We start from the raw sequence: 18,606 nt of genomic DNA on the forward strand, positions 1-18,606 counted from the left end.
CGCCCAGAAACGTGATGCCCGACTTCCACGGCCAGGCCCAGCCCACCCTCGACGCCAGGGGCCACGCCACGTAGGCCGGACAAGTACCGGTCCAAGGCGAACATCAAAGCGTGACGCGGCCCGAGTGGCGGCTCTCAGACGCGGTGGGTGACGCAAACGGCCGGGCTGCCACCCAGGATGTTGTTCTTCTCGCAGGCCTGGAACGTGTGATCAGCGCGGTACCGGTAGGCGACGCTGAAGGTCGTCCTCTTGCCGTTGATCGACGTCCACTTGGACACCTTCGCATTGCTGGTGCGATTGTGGACTCTGATCCAGAGATTGTCGCCGCCCATGTCCGAGTCGATGTCGGTGATCCGCGCCCAGATCCACCCCTTGCCCCCGTACCTGCCGGAGCGGAGCTGGAGGGTGTAGCTCCCGAAGTCCTTCTGCACCAGCGTGGTCACCTGCGTGGCCTGTGTCGGCGCTTCCACCGACCACGAGCCCGCCGCGGACGCCGGGGCAGCTCCGAATACGGAAGCCGCCACGAGCGACGCGCTCAGAATGGAGACGGCTTTCATGCTGCGGGTATATGTGAAGGATGCCATGGTGGCCCTTTCTCGCGAACGGCGCTGAAATCCGCCGCCAAGGCTACGAAGGGCCGGTATGTGTGCGACATGTGTGCGGTATGTCGCGTTGCAGGGCGCACCCATGTGTGTGGCGTCGCAGCTCGGCGCGCACGGCGACTGCACGGATTCGGCCGGCCCTGATGCGGCTGCTGTCGCTGTGGACTGATCCCAGTCACCGGATGCCGAATGATCCTGGTGGCAAACTGGTGGCAAACAAGCAAAAGGCCATCTCCCGATCTCCGGGAAACGGCCTCTGAACTGGGAAACTCTGTGGGGCTACCAGGACTTGAACCTGGGACCTCTTCCTTATCAGGGAAGCGCTCTAACCGTCTGAGCTATAGCCCCGCGCACCGAACGTTATCGCATCCGTCGGACGGAGGCGAACCAGTTGTTCGGACGAGGAAAAGCTTACCGCCTCCAGCAGGCTGCTCGCGCCGTGCCAATCGAAAGCACGGCGCGAGCATCCGGGCCTACTCGGCCTCGCTGAAGGTCACCTCAACGCCGCCCACCAGGTCAGAGGCGATGTTGTAGATGACCGCCCCCAACGTGGAAAGCGCAGTGATCAGTACGACATTCACGGCCCCGATCAGCGCCGTGTAGCCGAGGATGCGTACCGGCTCGAACCAGGAGGCGATGTCGATCGGGATCGAGCTCTGCCCCTGCTCGCCCTGGCCGAGCTGGTTGACCAGGTCGACGACCGAGTCGAACACGCCCAGGGCCGACAGCACGCCGTACAGCACGGCGACCGCCACGAACAGCACCACGAAACAGACCAGGGAGACCACGAAGCTGAACTTCATGGCCGACCACGGCTCGACGCGGCGCAGGACCAGGTGGGCCTTGCGGGGGAGCCTGCCCCCGCCTGAGTTCGACGACTTCTTCTTGGAGGACAGCTCGAGGGCCGGCGGGGCCTCGGTGGCCAGCGACGGACGGATGCGTACCGTGTCGTTGCCCTCCGGCTGCTGCCCGCCCTGCGGCGGGGCAGGCGGCGCGCCCGGCCCGGACGGGCCGGGGCCGGAAACAGGACCGGAGACAGGGCCGGGACCCGGGCCCGCACCGGGCGGGCCCGCCTGCTGCGGCGGCGAAGGCTTGTTGTCCTCCTTGCCCGGTCTGGGCCTGCCCTGTGCGGGCGAGGTGTCCTTACCTTCGTCGACCGCGTCGAAGATCTCGGGTTCTGTGGGCTTCTTCGGCTGCTGTCCGTTACCCGAAGCCGCCTTTGTCCTGGCGGTGCCACCCTGGGCGCTCATGAACTACTCTCCTCCCCCGTCTTCCTCACTCTCCACCGAAGTCTCCATCGACTCCGCATTCCGGGCGAGGGCCACCACGCTGTCGCCTTCAGCGAGATTCATCAATCGCACTCCCATGGTCTGGCGGCCGGACTGCTTGATCTCGCCGGCACTCGTCCGGATCACCCCGCCGGCGGACGTGATCGCGAAGACCTCGTCCTCTGGGTTGACCATGACGGCTCCGACCAGCTTGCCACGGGAAGATACGATTTTCGCAGTAAGCACGCCTCTACCGCCACGTCCTTGAACTGGATACTGCTCCACTGGCGTCCGTTTTGCGTACCCAGCCTTAGTGGCGATAAGCACATCTTGACCGTCGGCGATCCGATTCATGGCGAGAAGTTCGTCACCTTCGAGGAACCTCATGCCGATAACACCGCTGGTCGCCCGTCCCATGGGACGAAGTGCCTCGTCGGAGGCGGTGAACCTGATCGACTGCGCTCCTCTGGAGACGAGCAGCAGATCGTCGGATTCGGAGACCAGGCGGGCTCCGATGACCTCGTCGTCATCCCGCAGGTTGATCGCGATCAGACCGCCGGACCTGGGGGAGTCGTACTCGGCCAGGCGAGTCTTCTTCACCAGCCCGCTGCGGGTGGCGAGGACGAGGTAGGGGGCGACGTTGTAGTCGCGTAGGTCGAGAACCTCCATGACTGTTTCGTCGGGCTGCATGGCGAGAAGGTTCGCCAGATGCATGCCGCGGGCGTCGCGACCGGCGTCGGGCAGCTCGTACGCCTTGACCCGGTAGACGCGGCCCTTGTTCGTGAAGAACAGCAGCCAGTGGTGCGTCGTGGTGACGAAGAAGTGGTCGACGATGTCGTCCTGGCGCAGCTGCGCACCGCGTACGCCCTTGCCGCCGCGCTTCTGCGCCCGGTAGAGGTCGGTCCTGGTGCGCTTGGCGTAGCCGCCCCGGGTGATCGTGACGACGATCTCTTCCTCGGCGATGAGGTCTTCGATCGACATGTCGCCGTCGTAGGCGATGATCTCGGTCTTGCGCTCGTCGCCGTAGCGGCCGACGACCTCGGCGAGCTCGTCGTTGATGATCTCCCGCTGGCGGGACTCGCTGGCCAGGATCGAGTTGTACTCGGCGATCTGCGTCATCAGCGAGTCGTACTCGTCCTGGATGGCCTGCCGCTCCAGGGCGGCCAGCTTGCGCAGCTGCATGTCGAGGATGGCCTGCGCCTGCACCTCGTCGATCTCCAGCAGCGCCATGAGGCCCTGCTGGGCGTGCGAGGCGGACTCCGAGGCCCGGATCAGGGCGATGACCTCGTCGAGCCGCTCCAGGGCCTTCAGCAGGCCGCGCAGGATGTGCGCCCGCTCCTCGGCCTTGCGCAGCAGGTAGCGCGTCCGGCGGACGATGACCTCGATCTGGTGCGCCACGTAGTGCCGGATGAACTGGTCGAGCCGCAGCGTCCGCGGCACGCCGTCCACCAGCGCCAGCATGTTGGCGCCGAAGGTGTCCTGGAGCTGGGTGTGCTTGTACAGGTTGTTGAGCACGACCTTGGCGACGGCGTCGCGCTTGAGCACGATGACCAGGCGCTGCCCCACCCGCGAGGAGCTCTCGTCACGTACGTCCGCGATGCCGGTGAGCTTGCCCTCGCGGACCAGCTCGGCGATCTTCAGGGCGAGGTTGTCGGGGTTGACCTGGTACGGCAGCTCGGTGACGACCAGGGCCTGCCGCCCCTTCTCCTCCTCGACCTCGACCACGGCCCGCATGGTGATCGAGCCGCGCCCGGTGCGGTAGGCGTCCTCGATCCCGCGCCGGCCCACGATCAGCGCCTTGGTCGGGAAGTCGGGCCCCTTGACCAGCCTGATGGAGGCTTCGAGCAGGTCCTCGTCACCGGCCTCGGGGTTTTCCAGCGCCCACTTGACCGCGGCCGCGACCTCGCGCAGGTTGTGCGGCGGGATGTTGGTGGCCATGCCGACGGCGATGCCGCCGGAGCCGTTGACCAGCAGTTGCGGGAAGCGCGACGGCAGGACGTCGGGCTCCTGCGACTTGCCGTCGTAGTTGGGGCGGAAGTCGACGGTGTCCTTGTCGATGTCCCGCAGCATCTCCATGGCGATGGGCGCGAGCTTGCACTCGGTGTAGCGCATCGCCGCCGCCGGGTCGTTGCCGGGCGAGCCGAAGTTGCCCTGCCCGTCGACCAGCGGGTATCGCAGCGACCACGACTGCGCCAGGCGGACCAGCGCGTCGTAGATCGAGGTGTCGCCGTGTGGGTGGTAGGTGCCCATCACGTCGCCGACCACGCGGGCGCACTTGAAGTAGCCGCGGTCGGGACGGTAGCCACCGTCGTACATCGCGTAGAGCACCCGGCGGTGCACCGGCTTGAGGCCGTCGCGCACGTCCGGCAGCGCCCTGGACACGATGACGGACATCGCGTAGTCCATGTAACTGCGCTGCATCTCGGACTGGATGTCCACAGGCTCGATGCGGTCAGCCGGGGGAGTGGTGTTCACGTCCGTCACAGGTAAAGGTCCTTCTAGTGGCTAAACATCGAGGAAGCGCACGTCGCGGGCATTACGGATGATGAAGTCTCGCCGCGCCTCGACGTCCTCTCCCATCAGCACGCTGAACAGGTCGTCGGCCTGCGCCGCGTCGTCGAGCGTGACGAGGCGCAGCAGCCGGGTCGCCGGGTTCATCGTGGTCTCCCAGAGCTGGCCCGCGTTCATCTCGCCCAGACCCTTGAAGCGTTGTACGTTGTCCCGCGGCCGCGGGTCCGGCTTGCCGTTGGCCATGCCCTCCGCGATGACGGCGTCGCGCTCGCTGTCGGAGTAGGCGTAGGAGGCGTCCTCGCCCTTGCGGTCCCACTTGATCTTGTACAGCGGCGGGCACGACAGGTAGACGTGACCGGCCTCGATCAGCGGCCTCATGAACCTGAACAGCAGCGTCAGCAGCAGCGTGTTGATGTGCTGCCCGTCGACGTCGGCGTCGGCCATGAGGATGACCTTGTGGTAGCGCAGCCTGGCGATGTCGAACTCGTCGTGCACGCCGGTGCCCAGAGCCGTGATCAGCGCCTGGACCTCGTTGTTCTTGAGGACCTTGTCGATCCGCGCCTTCTCGACGTTGAGGATCTTGCCGCGGATGGGCAGGATCGCCTGGAAACGCGAGTCGCGGCCGCCCTTGGCCGAGCCGCCGGCCGAGTCGCCCTCGACGATGAACAGCTCGCACTTCTCCGGGTCGTTCCACTGGCAGTCGGCCAGCTTGCCCGGCAACCCGCTGCCCGACTCCAGCAGCGACTTGCGCCTGGTCAGGTCGCGGGCCTGGCGGGCCGCGATGCGGGCGCGGGAGGCCTGCAGGGACTTGTAGATGATGTCCTTGGCCTCGCCGGGGTTGCGCTCGAACCAGTCGCGCAGGTGGTCGTTGCAGGCCTTCTGCACGAACGACTTGGCCTCGGTGTTGCCGAGCTTGGTCTTGGTCTGGCCCTCGAACTGCGGGTCGGAGAGCTTGACCGAGATGATCGCGGTCAGCCCCTCGCGGACGTCCTCACCGGAGAGGTTGTCGTCCTTGCCCTCCTTGAGGAACTTCTGCTCGCGCGCGTAGCGGTTGACGATCGACGTCAGCGCCGCGCGGAAGCCCTCCTCGTGGGTGCCGCCCTCCGCGGTGTTGATGACGTTGGCGAAGCTGTAGACCGACTCCGAGTAGGAGTTGTTCCACTGCATCGCGATGTCGACCGCGAGCCCGTCGCCCTCTTCCTCGAAGGAGATGATCGACGCGTGCGCCGGCTCCTTCTTGGCGTTGAGGTGCTGCACGAAGTCGGCCAGGCCGCCCTCGTAGTGGTAGGTGACGGTGTGCGACTCGCCGTTGATGTGGTCAGGACGCTCGTCGGTGAGCGTGATCGTCAGGCCCTTGTTGAGGAAGGCCATCTCCTGGAAGCGGCGCGAGAGCGTCTCGTAGTTCCACGTCGTGGTCTCGAAGACGTCGGGGTCGGGCCAGAACGTGATCGTGGTGCCGGTCTCGTCGGTCTCCTCGCCCTTGGCCAGGGGGGCCGTGGGCTTGGACAGCTCGTAGCGCTGGCGCCAGTAGTGGCCGTTCTGCTTGACCTCCACCTCCATGGCGGTGGACAGCGCGTTGACGACGGCCGAGCCGACGCCGTGCAGGCCGCCGGAGACCGCGTAGGACTGGCTGTCGAACTTGCCACCCGCGTGCAGCGTGGTCAGCACGACCTCGACGGCGGAGCGCTTCTCCACCGGGTGGATGCCGGTGGGGATGCCGCGCCCGTCGTCGATCACGCGAACGCCGTTGTCGGCGAGCAACGTGATGTCGATCCTGCTGGCATAACCCGCCAGGGCCTCGTCCACCGCGTTGTCCACGATCTCCTGGACGAGGTGGTGCAGGCCGCGCTCACCAGTGGAGCCGATATACATACCCGGGCGCTTGCGAACCGCCTCAAGCCCCTCGAGTACGGTGATTGAGCTAGCGTCGTAGGACAACTGCGAAATCCTCCTGCCGCGGACACGCGGCGGGGGAGGCGATCGATTGCAAAAGCTGCCCCTGCCGTGCCCGTCACCGTCGTGAGTGCCCCGATGCGCGGTCACCCAGGGGAGTCGGCTTGCTGCCGGGGTGACACGCAAGCGGACGTGTCCGGAATCCTTTTTCATTCTACCGCTTCCGGAGGGCCAAAGTGGCAATGAACGCGCCTGTGATGCCCTCTAGCTCGTTTTGCCCCCAGCCAAGCATCCCCCCTCCGGAAAGGGGGCTTCTCGCGTCTGCGGCTGTCTGATCGCCCCTCGGCGCCTAACCGTGGCGCTGGAAGCGCCTGCTGCGGGCAGCAGCTCGACGCTGCTATCCATAGGTGTCGCCGGGGCCTCGGCTTCCGGTCACCCGCAATCCACCTGATGGACGCGGAGCGTTCTGCGGGCCTCTGACCTTGACTTTCTTGACCGTTCCGTCGCCGAGCTCCTCGTTCAGCCGGCGTACGAGGGTGCGCGCGAGCAGCCGCACCTGCGTCGCCCACGCCGTCGAATCGGCCACCACCAGCACCTCGCCGTCGTCGAACGACTCGGGCTTGGTGTGGGCGGCCAGGTCAGGGCCGACGATGTCGATCCAGCGCCCGAACACCGCGCCGACCGCCGCCGACTGCTCCCAGCCGCGATCGGCCAGCAGGTCGGCGATCGCGCGTCCGAAAAGCTGGGGATCGCCGCCCTCCCGGCTCGGCCCCCTGCTCTTGCGCCTGGGCTCGCGCCGGGGGAGCTGGCCGCGCTTGGCCGCGTCGGCCTTGGCCTGCGCGAGCTTCTCCCTGGCCATGGCCACACCCTTGGCCGTCGCGTTCTCCCCGCCCCGGCCCTCACCACGCCCGGTACGCGCTGCACCCGCCGGCCCGTCGGCACGCCCGTCAGCACGCCCGGTACGCGCCGAACCCGCCTGACCGTCACCGGACCCAGGACGCACGCTCGACGAACCGTTCACGTCGTCACCGGACACGGGTCACGCTCCCCTCCGCGACGTCGAACCTGCCCCCGGCCAGCTCCTGCGGCACGTCGTCCGGCACGGCCGCCGTGATCAGCACCTGCTCGGCCGGCGCGACGATCTCGGCGAGCCGCCGCCTGCGCTGGCTGTCGAGCTCGGCGAACACGTCGTCGAGGATCAGCACGGGATCACCCCCGTCGGCCCGCAGCAGGTCATAGGCGGCCAGCCGCAGCGCCAGTGCGAACGACCACGACTCCCCATGGCTGGCGTAGCCCCGGGCGGGCAGATCGCCGAGCCCGAGGACCAGGTCGTCGCGGTGCGGCCCGACGAGCGTCACGCCTCGTTCGAGCTCCGCCGGGCGGACCTCCAATAGCCGCTCCCGCAGACGTTCTTCAAGGGTTTTCCCCAAGTCTGTGGATAACGTCTGTGTATCGAAAGATCCCCGCTCACCGGGGACTTCGCCCTCCGATTCACCCTCGGCCGCATCCCCACCTGTGGACAACGTGCTGCGGTAGGCCAGCGTCGCGGGAGCGCTCGCCGGGGCCAGCGCGGCATAGGCCCCGGCCACCAGCGGGCGCAGCGCCTCGATGAGCTCCAGCCGCGCCCGCAGCAACTCCGCGCCGTGCCGGGCGAGGTGGGCGTCCCACACCTCCAGGGTGCTCAGCACGTCTCCCGCGCCCGCCGAGGCGAACCCGCTGTCGCTCTCCTGCCGCCGGGAGCTCCTGGCGCCCCTGCGGGCCTGCGCGGCCGTGCGCAGCAGGGCGCCGCGCTGCTTGAGCACCCGGTCGTAGTCGGCGCGCACGCCGGCGAACCTGGGAGTCCTGGCCACCAGCAGGTCGTCGAGGAAGCGGCGGCGCTCGGACGGGTCGCCCTTGGACAGCGACAGGTCCTCGGGCGCGAACAGCACCGTGCGCAGCAGGCCGACGACGTCGCGGGCCCTGGGCACGGGGGAGCGGTTGAGCCGGGCGCGGTTGGCCCGGCCCGGGTTGATCTCCAGCTCGATCAGCGCCCGCCGGTCGTCCCTCTGGACGGCGCAGCGCACGATCGCCCGCGCGGCCCCCTGCCGCACGAGCGGCGCGTCGCTCGCCACCCGGTGGCTGGAGTGCGTCGCGACGTAGCCGAGGGCCTCGACCAGGTTGGTCTTGCCCTGGCCGTTGGGCCCCACGAACGCCGTGACGCCCGGCTCCAGGCCGAGCTCCACGGACGCGTAGGACCGGAAGTCGGTCAGCGAGAGGTGGGCGACATGCACCCCACGAAGGTTAGTGGGCCCCGCGGGTCACCGGGGTCACCGGCATGCGTTCCTGTGGAAAACCGTTAGCGATCGATCTCGCGCGGCGGCGTCACGTCAGCGCCGGGCGCGTCGGCGCCCTTGCCGGTGCTGCCCTCCGCCGAGGTGATGGCGTGGCCGCCGAACTGGTTGCGCAGCGCCGCCACGACCTTCATCGCCGGGGAGTCGTCCTGGCGGGAGGCGAACCTCGCATAGAGCGCGGCGGTGATGACCGGCAGCGGGACCGCGTGGTCCACGGCCGCCTGGACCGTCCACCGGCCCTCGCCGGAGTCCTGTGCGTAACCGCGGAGCTGTTCGAGGTGCTCGTCGTCGTCCAGCGCCCGCACCAGCAGGTCGAGCAGCCAGGAACGGATCACGGTGCCGGTGCGCCAGCTGCTGAACGAGCCCTTGACGTCCTTGACGACGTCGGAGGCCTCGAGCAGCTCCCAACCCTCCGCGAACGCCTGCATCATGCCGTATTCGATGCCGTTGTGGACCATCTTCGCGAAGTGCCCGGCACCGACCTCGCCCGCGTGGACGAAGCCGTCCTCGCCCTCGGGCTTGAGCGTCTCGAAGATCGGCATGAGCCGGTCGACGTTGGCCTTGTCGCCGCCGCACATGAGCGCGTAGCCGTTCTTCAGGCCCCAGACGCCGCCGCTGACGCCGCAGTCGACGAAACCGATGCCCTTCGTGGACAGCTCGGCGGCGTGCTTCTGGTCGTCGACGTAGTGGGAGTTGCCGCCGTCGACGACGATGTCGCCCTCGCTGAGCAGCTCACCGAGGTCGTCGACGGTGGTCTGGGTGGGCTTGCCGGCGGGAACCATGACCCAGATCGCGCGCGGCGCCTCCAGGCGCTCCACGAGCTCCTTCAGGCTGCCCACGTCGCTGATGGCGGGATCGCGGTCGTAACCGACGACGTCGTGGCCACCGCGGCGCAGGCGCTCGGCCATGTTGCCGCCCATCTTGCCGAGTCCGACCATGCCGATCTGCATGTCTCCTACCCCCTTGTCAGACTTCCATCATCCCCGATGACAGGTTCAGCCTGACAGGCGGATGGGCATGATCAGGTAACGGTAGTCGGTGACGGCTCCGTCCTCCACAGGCTTGCCACCGGTGAGGATAGCGGGCTTCGTCGATGTGGTCATCTGCAGCCGCGCGACGTCGGAGTCGATCGCCCCCAGCCCTTCCAGCAGGAACTGGTGGTTGAAGGCGATGTTCATCTCCTCGCCCTCGTAGTCCACCGGCAGCGCCTCCACGGCCTGCGCCTCGTCGCCGCTGCCGGCCTCCAGGACGACCTCGCCGCTCCTGAACGCCAGGCGTACCGGGGTGTTGCGCTCGGCGACCAGGGCCACTCGCTTGACCGCCTCGACGAACGGGCCTGTGGACAAGTCCGCGCGGGCGGAGAACTCGGTGGGCAGCAGCGAGCGGTATTTGGGGAACTCGGGGTCGAGCAGGCGGGTCGTCGTACGCCGCCCGGCGCTGGAGAAGCCGATCATGCCCTCGCCGGTGCCGCCGGCCGAGCTGAGCGCGACCTCCACCTCGGCACCGGTCGCGCCCAGGGCCTTGGCCGTGTCGGCGAGCGTCTTGCCGGGGATCATCGCGATGGCGGCGAAGTCGGGCTGGCCCGGCTGCCACTTCAGCTCGCGTACGGCCAGCCGGTAGCGGTCGGTCGCGGCGAGGGTCACCGTGTCGCCCTCGATCTCCATGCGTACGCCCGTGAGCATCGGCAGCGTGTCGTCCCGGCCCGCGGCGACGGCGACCTGGCCCACGGCCGAGGCGAACACGTCGCTCCCGACCCGGCCCGCGGCCGGCGGCATAGCCGGGAGGGAGGGGTAGTCCTCCACAGGCATGGTGAGGAGTGTGAATCGCGCGCTGCCGCACGTGACGACCGCCTTGGCGCCTTCCACCACGAAATCCACAGGCTGTGCGGGAAGCGCGCGCGTGATCTCGGCGAGCAGCTTGCCCGAGACCAGGACGACGCCGGGCTCGCCGGTGTGGAGCTCCAGCGTCACCTCGGCGGAGACCTCGTAGTCGAAGCCGGACAGCTTGAGCCGCTGCTCCTCCGTGACCTCCAGGCGCATGCCGGCGAGTACGGGCACCGACGGACGCGCCGGAAGACTGCGTGCCGTCCATGCCACCGCCTCAGCGAGGACGTCTCGCTCGATTCGGAACATCACGGTCATCAGCCTCCTGGGTTCGTCGTTGATTCAAGGATCTCAAGGATCCACCCTCCCGGACTCGCGCTCCGGGAGAACCCCTCTATGGGTCTTTGAGTTTCTTAGTTAGAGAGATAAGAGGTCATCACACTAGGGGCTGTGGGAACTGTGGACAACCGGCGTCCTTGCTGGTCAGCGGCCCTATTTTCATCCACTGGGGATGTGGGTGAAGCCTGGGGAGAACTCTCGCGCCTGGGGATGGAGATTCTTCGCCCACAGGCCGTCCCCAGATCTTGGTGCCTTCATCCACGGCCAACCGGGGGTTATCCACGAGGTTTCCACAGGTTGTCCACGGGGTAAAAGGGGCGCTTTTGGAGCCCCAGATCGACTGTTCACAGTCCGTCCACACGTTGTCCACTGGTAGTCCCCAAGTTCTCCCCAGGATGTCCCCAGCACTGTCCCCAACCAATGTGGACGGATTTTTCCCGGCATTGTGGGGCGAACGTCGGCCGTCTTTTCGCGTTTGCGCTGGTCCACAGTGTTTTCCACAGGCTGTGTATGACTTCAAGATCCACGCTGTGTCTGCTTGATCCGCATTGTCAGCTCGTTGACCTGGTTGTACATCGACCTGCGCTCCGCGATGAGCGACCGGATCTTGCGCTCGGCGTGCATGACGGTGGTGTGGTCGCGGCCGCCGAACTGCTGGCCGATCTTCGGCAGCGACAGCTCGGTCAGCTCGCGCGCCAGATACATGGCGATCTGCCGGGCGTTGACGAGTGCCCGGCTGCGCGAGGTGCCGCACAGATCGTCGATGCTGATGCCGAAGTACTGGGCGGTCTCGCTCATGATGGCCGCGATCGTGATCTCGGTGTCGGACTCCGAGGTGATCAGGTCCTTCAGCACCACCTCGGCCAGCTGCAGGTCGACGCCCTGCCGGTTGAGGCTGGCGAACGCGGTCACCCTGATCAGCGCGCCCTCGAGCTCGCGGATGTTGGTGGAGATGCGGCTGGCGATGTATTCGAGCACCTCGGGCGGCGCGGCCAGGCCCTCCTGGATGGCCTTCTTCCTGAGGATGGCGATGCGGGTCTCCAGCTCCGGCGGCTGGACGTCGGTGATCAGGCCCCACTCGAACCGGTTGCGCAGCCGGTCCTCCAGCGTGATGAGCTGCTTGGGCGCCCGGTCGCTGGAGATGACGATCTGCTTGTTGGCGTTGTGCAGCGTGTTGAAGGTGTGGAAGAACTCCTCCTGCGTCTGCTCCTTGCCCTCCAGGAACTGGATGTCGTCCACGAGCAGGATGTCGATCGCCCGGTAGCGGCCGCGGAACCCGTCGGCCTTGTGGTCGCGGATGCTGTTGATGAAGTCGTTGGTGAACTCCTCGGAGCTCACGTATCTGACCCGCGCGCCGTCGTAGAGGCTCTGGGCGTAATGCCCGATCGCGTGCAGCAGGTGCGTCTTCCCCAGCCCCGAGTCTCCATAGATGAAGAGGGGGTTGTACGCCTTCGCCGGCGACTCGGCCACGGCCACGGCCGCCGCATGGGCGAACCGGTTGCTGGCACCGATGACGAATGTCTCAAATGTGTACTTTTGATTGAGCCTGGCCGGTTCGCTGGGCTTGTTGCTCTTCGCCTCCCACCGGTTCGGCGCCGGTTCCGGCGTCTTCTCCACAGGCGGTGTGTACGGCTGCGCCTGTTCAAAAGAGAAGCCCGGCTGTGGATATTCGGTGGATATCTGGGGTGGCTCCGGCTGTGGAGAATAGAACTGCGGCGGCTCGGAAGCCTGGTTGTGCTGCGGTTGCACCGGCTGTGCATAACGCAGCTGACTCTCCACACCTTGGGGATAACTCTGAGTCACAGGCTGTTGATGGGGGTCGACGGCCGACTGCTCCGGGGCCGTCGTGTCGATCATCACGGCCAGCCGCATGGTCCGGCCGAGCTCCTGCGACAGCGCGTGCGCGACCAGCGGGCGCAGTTTGCCCTCGATGAGGTCCTTGAGGAAGTCGTTGGGGACGCCGAGCACGATCGTGTCGTTGGCCAGCGCGATCGGACGCACCATCGACAGCCAGGTGCGCTGCTGGATCGGCACGTTCTCGTTGAGGAAGTTGCCCAGGGCCCTCGCCCATACCGTGCCGAGGTCGACACCGTTCATGGTGCGGCTCCCCCTCCTTCCTCTCGCGGCCCCCCGCGATCGTTTATCCACATGGCACGGCCGCCCACGATGCTCGGCGACCCCTTCGTCCACACGTGGCGGCCGGGCTTCCCGCCCACGCCCTCCACAGGAGATCCACAAGCTGTCCACAGGGGTTGAGCGGGCCCGGAAGGGCCGACAGTATCTATGTGCACAGCTGTGTTCAAGACGTTGTCCACAGCCTAGTGGCACGAGGGTGCACATACTGTGGACGTGGGGCCACCGGTGGAAAAGTGGCCTGTGGAATAGTGGATGACCCGTCCGGTTTGACCTGGGCGGTGCTTGGCCCGTAACGTACGACGGTCGGCTTGTCACGCGACGGCTATTTCGCGTGCCCTCGCTTCTTTGGCAGGCCACCCATGTGTGTTAGGCGCCCCCGCGGCGCACCATCAAGCCTGGAGCCCACCCGTGAGCAAGCGTACTTTCCAGCCGAACAACCGTCGCCGCGCGAAGACCCACGGCTTCCGGCTGCGGATGCGCACCCGGGCCGGTCGCGCCATCCTCGCCTCTCGTCGCCGTAAGGGCCGCGAGAAGCTGTCGGCCTGATCGCCCTGCGCGACAACAGCCCGCCGGCGGTTCACGCCGGCGGGCGTTAGACGTATACGGTGCTGTCCCGTCAATCCCGCATGCGACGCGGGGAGGAGTTCGAGGCGGCGGTCAGGCGCGGCAAACGCGCCGGTCGCCCGACTCTCGTGGTGCATTTCACCATTTCCGGGGAAGACCAACCTCTGGTGGGTTTCGTGGTGAGCAAGGCCGTCGGTGGCGCCGTGACCCGGAACAAGGTCAAACGACGGCTCCGACACCTGATGCGGGACCGTCTCGACCGGCTGCCGCGAGGTAGCCTGCTTGTGGTACGCGCCAACCCACCGGCCGCGTCCGCGCGATTCGAGCAACTGGCCGCCGAACTCGACGTCGCGCTGGATCGTTTGCTCAGGCGGCGCGAGTCCTCGACGGGTGGACAAATATGACGGAGCAACCGCTAGGGGTGGCACCGAGCCTCGCTGCTCGGGTGCTCATCATCCCCATCCGGTTCTATCGGGCGTTCATCAGCCCGCTGCTCGGTCCACGCTGCCGGTTCTATCCGTCGTGTAGTGCTTACGGACTCGAGGCGATTGCCGTACATGGAGCATTGCGCGGCACATGGCTGACTGTCCGGCGCATCGGGCGGTGCCACCCATTCCATCCCGGAGGTATAGACCCGGTGCCCCCACGCCCGGTCCGGTCCCACGAAACGCAAGGGAGATAGCTCGGTGGAGCTGTCCTGGCTGAGCTGGCTGTACCAAGCCGTAGCCCAAGTCATCATCTGGATCCATACTGCATACAGCACGGTCCTCAACCCGGACAGCGGGCTGACCTGGGCGTTGACGATCATCACGCTTACCGTGTTCATGCGGATCCTGATCTTCCCGCTCTTCCTGAAGCAGATGCGCTCGTCGCGGAAGATGCAGGAGCTCGCCCCCAAGGTTCAGGAACTGCGTAAGCGCTACAAGAACGACAAGCAGCGCATGAACCAGGAGGTCATGGCGCTCTACCAGGGCGCGGGCGCCAACCCGCTCGGCGGCTGCCTCCCTGTCGTCGCCCAGTTCCCCATCTTCATCTCCATGTTCACTGTGCTGCAGAACATGGCCAACGGTCACGCCAAGTACGGCATGACCAAGGAGCTGGTCGACAGCGCCCGGTCCGCGCACATCTTCGGCGCGCCGCTGCCCGCCAACTTCTTCATGTCCTCCGCGGACATCGCGGGCTTCGACGCGGGTGTCGTACAGACCAAGGTGGTCCTGGCGATCTTCGTCGCGGTCAGCTCGCTGACCACGTTCCTCACCGTCCGGCAGAGCGTGACCCGCTCCATCGCTCAGATGCCGGACAACCCCATGGCGCAGCAGCAGAAGATCCTGATGTACATCTCGCCGCTGTTCGCGTTCTTCAGCCTGAACTTCCCGCTCGGTCTGATCCTGTACTGGGTCACCACCAACGTGTGGACGCTCGGTCAGCAGCACTGGTTCTACAGCCGGCACCCGATGCCGCAGTACGACGCCAAGGGCAACGTGATCCCGGTTCAGGAGAAGCCCGGTCTGCTCGCGAAACTTCGCAAGACCACTCCGGAAGAACAGGCCCCTCCGCCCCCTCCGGAGCCTAAGATCATCAGGCAGCAGCCGAGCAGGCAGTCCCGCAGCAAGCGCACCGGCAGCAAGAAGTCTTGAACACGAAGGAGAGGCCGGCCATGACCGAGGCCGAGCAGGAGAAGGCTCCTGATCTCACTGCGCTGGAGCAGGAGGGCGAGATCGCTGCCGACTACGTCGAGGGCCTTCTCGACATCGCCGACATCGACGGCGACATCGACATGGACGTCGAGGGCGACCGCGCCCTGGTCTCCGTCGTGGGGCTCAAGGGCACTGAGCTGGTCGGGCCCGCGGGAGAGGTCCTGGAGGCGCTGCAGGAGCTGACCCGTCTGGCCGTGCACCGGCAGACGGGGGAGCGTTCGCGGCTGATGCTCGACGTGGCCGGTTACCGCGAGCGCCGGCGGGCGGAGCTGACCAAGCTCGGCACCGAGATCGCCAGCCAGGTCAAGGAGCGGGGGGAGCCGAAGTCGCTGCACCCGATGACCCCGTTCGAGCGGAAGATCGTTCACGACGCGGTGGCCGCCGCCGGGCTCCGGAGCGAGTCCGAGGGCGAGGAGCCGCAGCGGTACGTCGTGGTGATGCCGGCCTGAGGGCCGGTGGGTTCGCCTCGTCGCCTGAGGGCGTGGTGGCTCCACTCGATGCCCGCCACCTGTCTTCGATCCGGCCGTCTGCCCGCTGTCGCGCGGGGTAGACGGCCGTTTCGCATTTGTATGCCTTCATGCCCATGTAGGCGCCTGCTGTGCTTATGCGCTCTTATATGCGGACATGTCGTTGTTAACGCTCCCGCGCGGAGCCGTGCGGACGGCGCGCTCACAGGCCACCTTTACCCTGGCCCGCTAGTCTTCCCTTGTGATCTCACCCTTAGCCTTGGGTAGAGACCGGACTCGAATCCTTAGACCTGTCCCTGAATTATCGAAGCCGGGCGACGATCCCGTGCCGACACGCCGATCAAAGGGCCACCAGCCCCAGAAAGGGCCACCGACCAGTGAGCGATCAGCTTCCGGAGCCGCCGGACATAGCGCGGGACGTCTTCGCGGGGGAGGCTTGGAATCGTGCCAACGCGTTCGCCGAGCTGCTGGCGGGCCCCGGTGTCGTCCGCGGGCTGCTGGGTCCGCGGGAGGTGCCGCGGATCTGGGATCGCCACCTGCTCAACTGCGCGGTCGTGGCCGAGGTCGTGCCGCCGGACGTACAGCTGGTGGACATCGGCTCCGGTGCCGGGCTGCCCGGGTTGGTCCTGGCCATCGTCCGGCAGGACATCAGGGTGACGCTGCTGGAGCCGTTGCTGCGCCGTACCGTGTTCCTGGAGGAATGCGTCGAGGCGCTCAAGCTGGACAACGTCGAGGTGCTGCGCGGCCGGGCCGAGGAGCTGGCGGGCAAACGTGAGTTCGACGTCGCCAGCGCTCGTGCGGTGGCGCCGCTCGAGCGCCTCCTGACATGGGCCATGCCGCTGCTCCGTGAGGGCGGCGAGCTGATCGCCATGAAGGGGGAGCGGGCCGCCGGCGAGCTCGCCGAGGCGGAGGCGCAATTGCGGGCCAGCGGAGCCCGAACGGCCGAGCTTGTGACCGTCGGGCACGGTAAGGTCGAGCCGCCTGCAACATTGGTTCGGGTGGTAGCGGGTCGCGCGCCGGAGCGAGATAGGCGGCGACGAAGGAGGTGACGGTTGTGCCAGTCGCGTCAAGCGGTCTTGGCTGGCCGGACAGCCGTCCGTCTGAGAGTCCAACCGGGGTTGGCTGGCCCGAAATGGGCGTGTCGCGACAGCAAATTCCCGGCACCGGCACACCACTGGTTGAAAGGATGGCCATCGTGACCCAGACCCCCCTGAACCCCGGTGATTCGCCGTTGGTACGAGAGGCGCTCAGCTCAGTGGTTTCACGTGAAACATCTGCAACCCAGACGGCCGCTCAGCCCGGCGAGACAGCTGGCGACGGAGACGGCATCTGGCCGCGCCCGGCCAAGACGAGAGTGATCGCGGTGGCCAACCAGAAGGGTGGCGTGGGCAAGACGACCACCTCGGTCAACATCGCCGCCGCCCTTTCCATGCATGGCCAGCGCGTCCTTGTGGTGGACCTCGACCCGCAGGGCAACGCCTCCACGGCTCTGGCCACGGAGCACCGCGGTGACGTTCCAGATGTGTACCAGGTGCTTGTTGACGACCTGCCCATGGCGGACATCGTCAAGCAGGTGCCGGAAATGCCGAACCTCTATTGCGCCCCGGCCACGATCGACCTGGCGGGTGCCGAGATCGAGCTGGTCTCCTTGGTTGCCAGAGAGGCCCGCCTTCGGCGCGCGCTGGCGGCGTACGAGGCGATGGACTTCGACTACATCATCATCGACTGCCCGCCCTCCCTCGGCCTCCTGACCGTCAACGCGTTGGTGGCCGCGGACGAGGTCATGATCCCGATCCAGTGCGAGTACTACGCCCTGGAGGGCCTCGGTCAGCTCCTCAGGAACGTGGACCTGATCAAGGCTCACCTCAACCCGACGCTGCGGCTCTCGACCATCGTCCTGACGATGTACGACGGCCGTACCCGGTTGGCTTCGCAGGTGGCGGACGAGGTGCGGGCGCACTTCGGGGACACGGTGCTCAACACGGTGATCCCGCGCAGCGTCCGGCTGTCGGAGGCGCCCAGCTATGGGCAGTCGGTGATGACGTACGATCCGGGGTCCAGCGGGGCGATGGCGTACATGGACGCGGCCCGCGAGATCGCCCACCGCGCCATGGTCGCCTGACCTTCCCTTGGGGGATCCTTCTCTGAGCCGGTGTCGCTTCTCCCTCTGGGCAGGCCGCACGGCAGCTTCGGCGACGGCCTGAACACTCCGGCCGCCGGGCCTGCCTCAGGCCTTCTTTCGGTCTCGGTCGGTGGCCGGGGCGCGGGGGTCGTGCGAGCATGCCCGAGGAGTTGGCTCAGGAGGGGGTTGGGCTGGGCGGCGGCGATGAGGTGTGGCGAGGAGTAGGGCGAGGCGAGTCGGGCGCGTACGGAGGACTGGGCGCCCGCCAGGCACGCCACGACGGGCGGGGGTCTCACGTGACCTCCGTGACGCTTGCGACGGGGCAGGGGAGTACGGCGGCCTGGCCGGCCCGCCAGCCAGTGAGGCTGGGCGGGCGCCGGATGGGCGCCTGCCACGGGGGCGTCGTGAGGTGCTGTCTGCCACGCGCGATGGACAGTGTGAACTGCAGGCACGACGAACCGGGCCGGCGCGATACCGGCCTTGCGCCCTGAGTGGTGACGGGTAGAACGTCGTCGGGTGCGTTTGAGTGCTTGCGGTGTCGATGGCGTGCTGATGGCGGTGACCGTGGAGTCGCGTGGCGGTCGCTGTCGTTGGCAGGGGCGTGGCGAGGCCGGGGTCAGGCGTGCGCGACGGCGCAAATGGCGGTGCGTAGATCATCCAGGACTGTGTTGACATGCGCGCCGCCAGCAGCCCAGCACCGCCGGCCGGGCTACTCTCATCCGGCCGTTTCCCCCCGACTTCCGCCTCCGACTTCCGCCTCCGTCCGGCCGGCTCCCGTCCGGCCGGCTCCCGTCCGGCCGGCTCCCGTCCGGCCGGCTCCCGTCCGGCCGGCTCCCGACCGGCCGGCTCCCGTC

16 protein-coding genes and 1 tRNA gene are annotated in these 18,606 nt (G+C 67.4%); 7 read left to right on the forward strand and 10 right to left on the reverse strand.

Going from position 1 to position 18,606, the window contains the following annotated elements; translation table 11 throughout:
- Positions 1–134 precede the first annotated feature (134 nt).
- From AB0J69_RS01315 to dnaA, 10 genes are all read right to left on the reverse strand, one after another.
- Positions 135–584, reverse strand: coding sequence for a hypothetical protein (locus AB0J69_RS01315; protein WP_364111562.1), 450 nt, complete (start codon positions 582–584; stop codon positions 135–137).
- A 292-nt stretch (positions 585–876) separates the two neighbouring features.
- A tRNA-Ile gene (locus tag AB0J69_RS01320) sits at positions 877–950 on the reverse strand.
- A gap of 125 nt (positions 951–1,075) precedes the next feature.
- The gene (locus AB0J69_RS01325; RefSeq protein WP_364111564.1) at positions 1,076–1,852 is read right to left on the reverse strand and encodes a DUF3566 domain-containing protein; all 777 of its coding nucleotides are present in this window, start codon (positions 1,850–1,852) and stop codon (positions 1,076–1,078) included.
- Positions 1,853–1,855: 3 nt separating this feature from the next.
- Positions 1,856–4,354 (reverse strand): DNA gyrase subunit A, encoded by a 2,499-nt coding sequence (gyrA, locus tag AB0J69_RS01330; protein ID WP_364111566.1) that lies wholly within the window; start codon positions 4,352–4,354, stop codon positions 1,856–1,858.
- Positions 4,355–4,375: 21 nt separating this feature from the next.
- Complete coding sequence (gene gyrB / locus AB0J69_RS01335) at positions 4,376–6,319, reverse strand: DNA topoisomerase (ATP-hydrolyzing) subunit B (protein WP_364111568.1); 1,944 nt, start codon at positions 6,317–6,319, stop codon at positions 4,376–4,378.
- A gap of 352 nt (positions 6,320–6,671) precedes the next feature.
- Positions 6,672–7,133 (reverse strand): DciA family protein, encoded by a 462-nt coding sequence (locus tag AB0J69_RS01340; protein WP_364111570.1) that lies wholly within the window; start codon positions 7,131–7,133, stop codon positions 6,672–6,674.
- A gap of 166 nt (positions 7,134–7,299) precedes the next feature.
- On the reverse strand, positions 7,300–8,544 hold the full coding sequence (recF, locus tag AB0J69_RS01345; RefSeq protein WP_364111572.1) for a DNA replication/repair protein RecF: 1,245 nt from the start codon (positions 8,542–8,544) through the stop codon (positions 7,300–7,302).
- A 65-nt stretch (positions 8,545–8,609) separates the two neighbouring features.
- Positions 8,610–9,554 carry a phosphogluconate dehydrogenase (NAD(+)-dependent, decarboxylating) gene (gene gnd / locus AB0J69_RS01350; protein WP_364111574.1) on the reverse strand — a complete coding sequence of 315 codons (945 nt, stop codon included), beginning with the start codon at positions 9,552–9,554 and terminating at the stop codon, positions 8,610–8,612.
- A gap of 45 nt (positions 9,555–9,599) precedes the next feature.
- Positions 9,600–10,739, reverse strand: coding sequence for a DNA polymerase III subunit beta (gene dnaN / locus AB0J69_RS01355; protein WP_364111874.1), 1,140 nt, complete (start codon positions 10,737–10,739; stop codon positions 9,600–9,602).
- 543 nt (positions 10,740–11,282) lie between these two features.
- Positions 11,283–12,863 carry a chromosomal replication initiator protein DnaA gene (dnaA, locus tag AB0J69_RS01360; RefSeq protein ID WP_364111576.1) on the reverse strand — a complete coding sequence of 527 codons (1,581 nt, stop codon included), beginning with the start codon at positions 12,861–12,863 and terminating at the stop codon, positions 11,283–11,285.
- 447 nt (positions 12,864–13,310) lie between these two features.
- Here dnaA and rpmH point away from each other — a divergent pair, with 447 nt between their 5' ends.
- The 7 genes from rpmH (at position 13,311) to AB0J69_RS01395 (ending at position 17,752) form a co-directional block, all read left to right on the forward strand.
- Complete coding sequence (gene rpmH, locus AB0J69_RS01365) at positions 13,311–13,448, forward strand: 50S ribosomal protein L34 (protein ID WP_020547366.1); 138 nt, start codon at positions 13,311–13,313, stop codon at positions 13,446–13,448.
- Between the two features lie 59 nt (positions 13,449–13,507).
- A complete protein-coding gene (rnpA, locus tag AB0J69_RS01370; RefSeq protein WP_364111578.1) occupies positions 13,508–13,870 on the forward strand; it encodes a ribonuclease P protein component in 363 nt (120 codons plus the stop codon).
- A complete protein-coding gene (gene yidD, locus AB0J69_RS01375; protein ID WP_364111580.1) occupies positions 13,867–14,148 on the forward strand; it encodes a membrane protein insertion efficiency factor YidD in 282 nt (93 codons plus the stop codon). Before rnpA ends, yidD begins: the two co-directional genes overlap by 4 nt.
- A 4-nt stretch (positions 14,149–14,152) precedes the next feature.
- On the forward strand, positions 14,153–15,103 hold the full coding sequence (gene yidC, locus AB0J69_RS01380; RefSeq protein ID WP_364111582.1) for a membrane protein insertase YidC: 951 nt from the start codon (positions 14,153–14,155) through the stop codon (positions 15,101–15,103).
- 20 nt (positions 15,104–15,123) lie between these two features.
- Complete coding sequence (locus AB0J69_RS01385) at positions 15,124–15,612, forward strand: R3H domain-containing nucleic acid-binding protein (protein ID WP_364111584.1); 489 nt, start codon at positions 15,124–15,126, stop codon at positions 15,610–15,612.
- A 395-nt stretch (positions 15,613–16,007) separates the two neighbouring features.
- The gene (gene rsmG / locus AB0J69_RS01390) at positions 16,008–16,679 is read left to right on the forward strand and encodes a 16S rRNA (guanine(527)-N(7))-methyltransferase RsmG (RefSeq protein ID WP_364111586.1); all 672 of its coding nucleotides are present in this window, start codon (positions 16,008–16,010) and stop codon (positions 16,677–16,679) included.
- Positions 16,680–16,816: 137 nt separating this feature from the next.
- On the forward strand, positions 16,817–17,752 hold the full coding sequence (locus tag AB0J69_RS01395; protein WP_364111876.1) for a ParA family protein: 936 nt from the start codon (positions 16,817–16,819) through the stop codon (positions 17,750–17,752).
- The last annotated feature ends 854 nt before the right edge of the window (positions 17,753–18,606 follow it).

This window comes from Nonomuraea sp. NPDC049709, from assembly GCF_040674815.1.
Lineage (GTDB): Bacteria > Actinomycetota > Actinomycetes > Streptosporangiales > Streptosporangiaceae > Nonomuraea.

Excerpts from the sequence above, each read along its gene's own strand:
- AB0J69_RS01315 (WP_364111562.1), bottom strand. The coding sequence starts at position 584 with ATGGCATCCTTCACATATACCCGCAGCATGAAAGCCGTCTCCATTCTG.
- AB0J69_RS01325 (WP_364111564.1), bottom strand. The coding sequence starts at position 1,852 with ATGAGCGCCCAGGGTGGCACCGCCAGGACAAAGGCGGCTTCGGGTAAC.
- AB0J69_RS01340 (WP_364111570.1), bottom strand. The coding sequence starts at position 7,133 with ATGGCCAGGGAGAAGCTCGCGCAGGCCAAGGCCGACGCGGCCAAGCGC.
- gnd (WP_364111574.1), bottom strand. The coding sequence starts at position 9,554 with ATGCAGATCGGCATGGTCGGACTCGGCAAGATGGGCGGCAACATGGCC.
- dnaA (WP_364111576.1), bottom strand. The coding sequence starts at position 12,863 with ATGAACGGTGTCGACCTCGGCACGGTATGGGCGAGGGCCCTGGGCAAC.
- yidD (WP_364111580.1), top strand. The coding sequence starts at position 13,867 with ATGACGGAGCAACCGCTAGGGGTGGCACCGAGCCTCGCTGCTCGGGTG.
- AB0J69_RS01385 (WP_364111584.1), top strand. The coding sequence starts at position 15,124 with ATGACCGAGGCCGAGCAGGAGAAGGCTCCTGATCTCACTGCGCTGGAG.
- AB0J69_RS01395 (WP_364111876.1), top strand. The coding sequence starts at position 16,817 with ATGGCCATCGTGACCCAGACCCCCCTGAACCCCGGTGATTCGCCGTTG.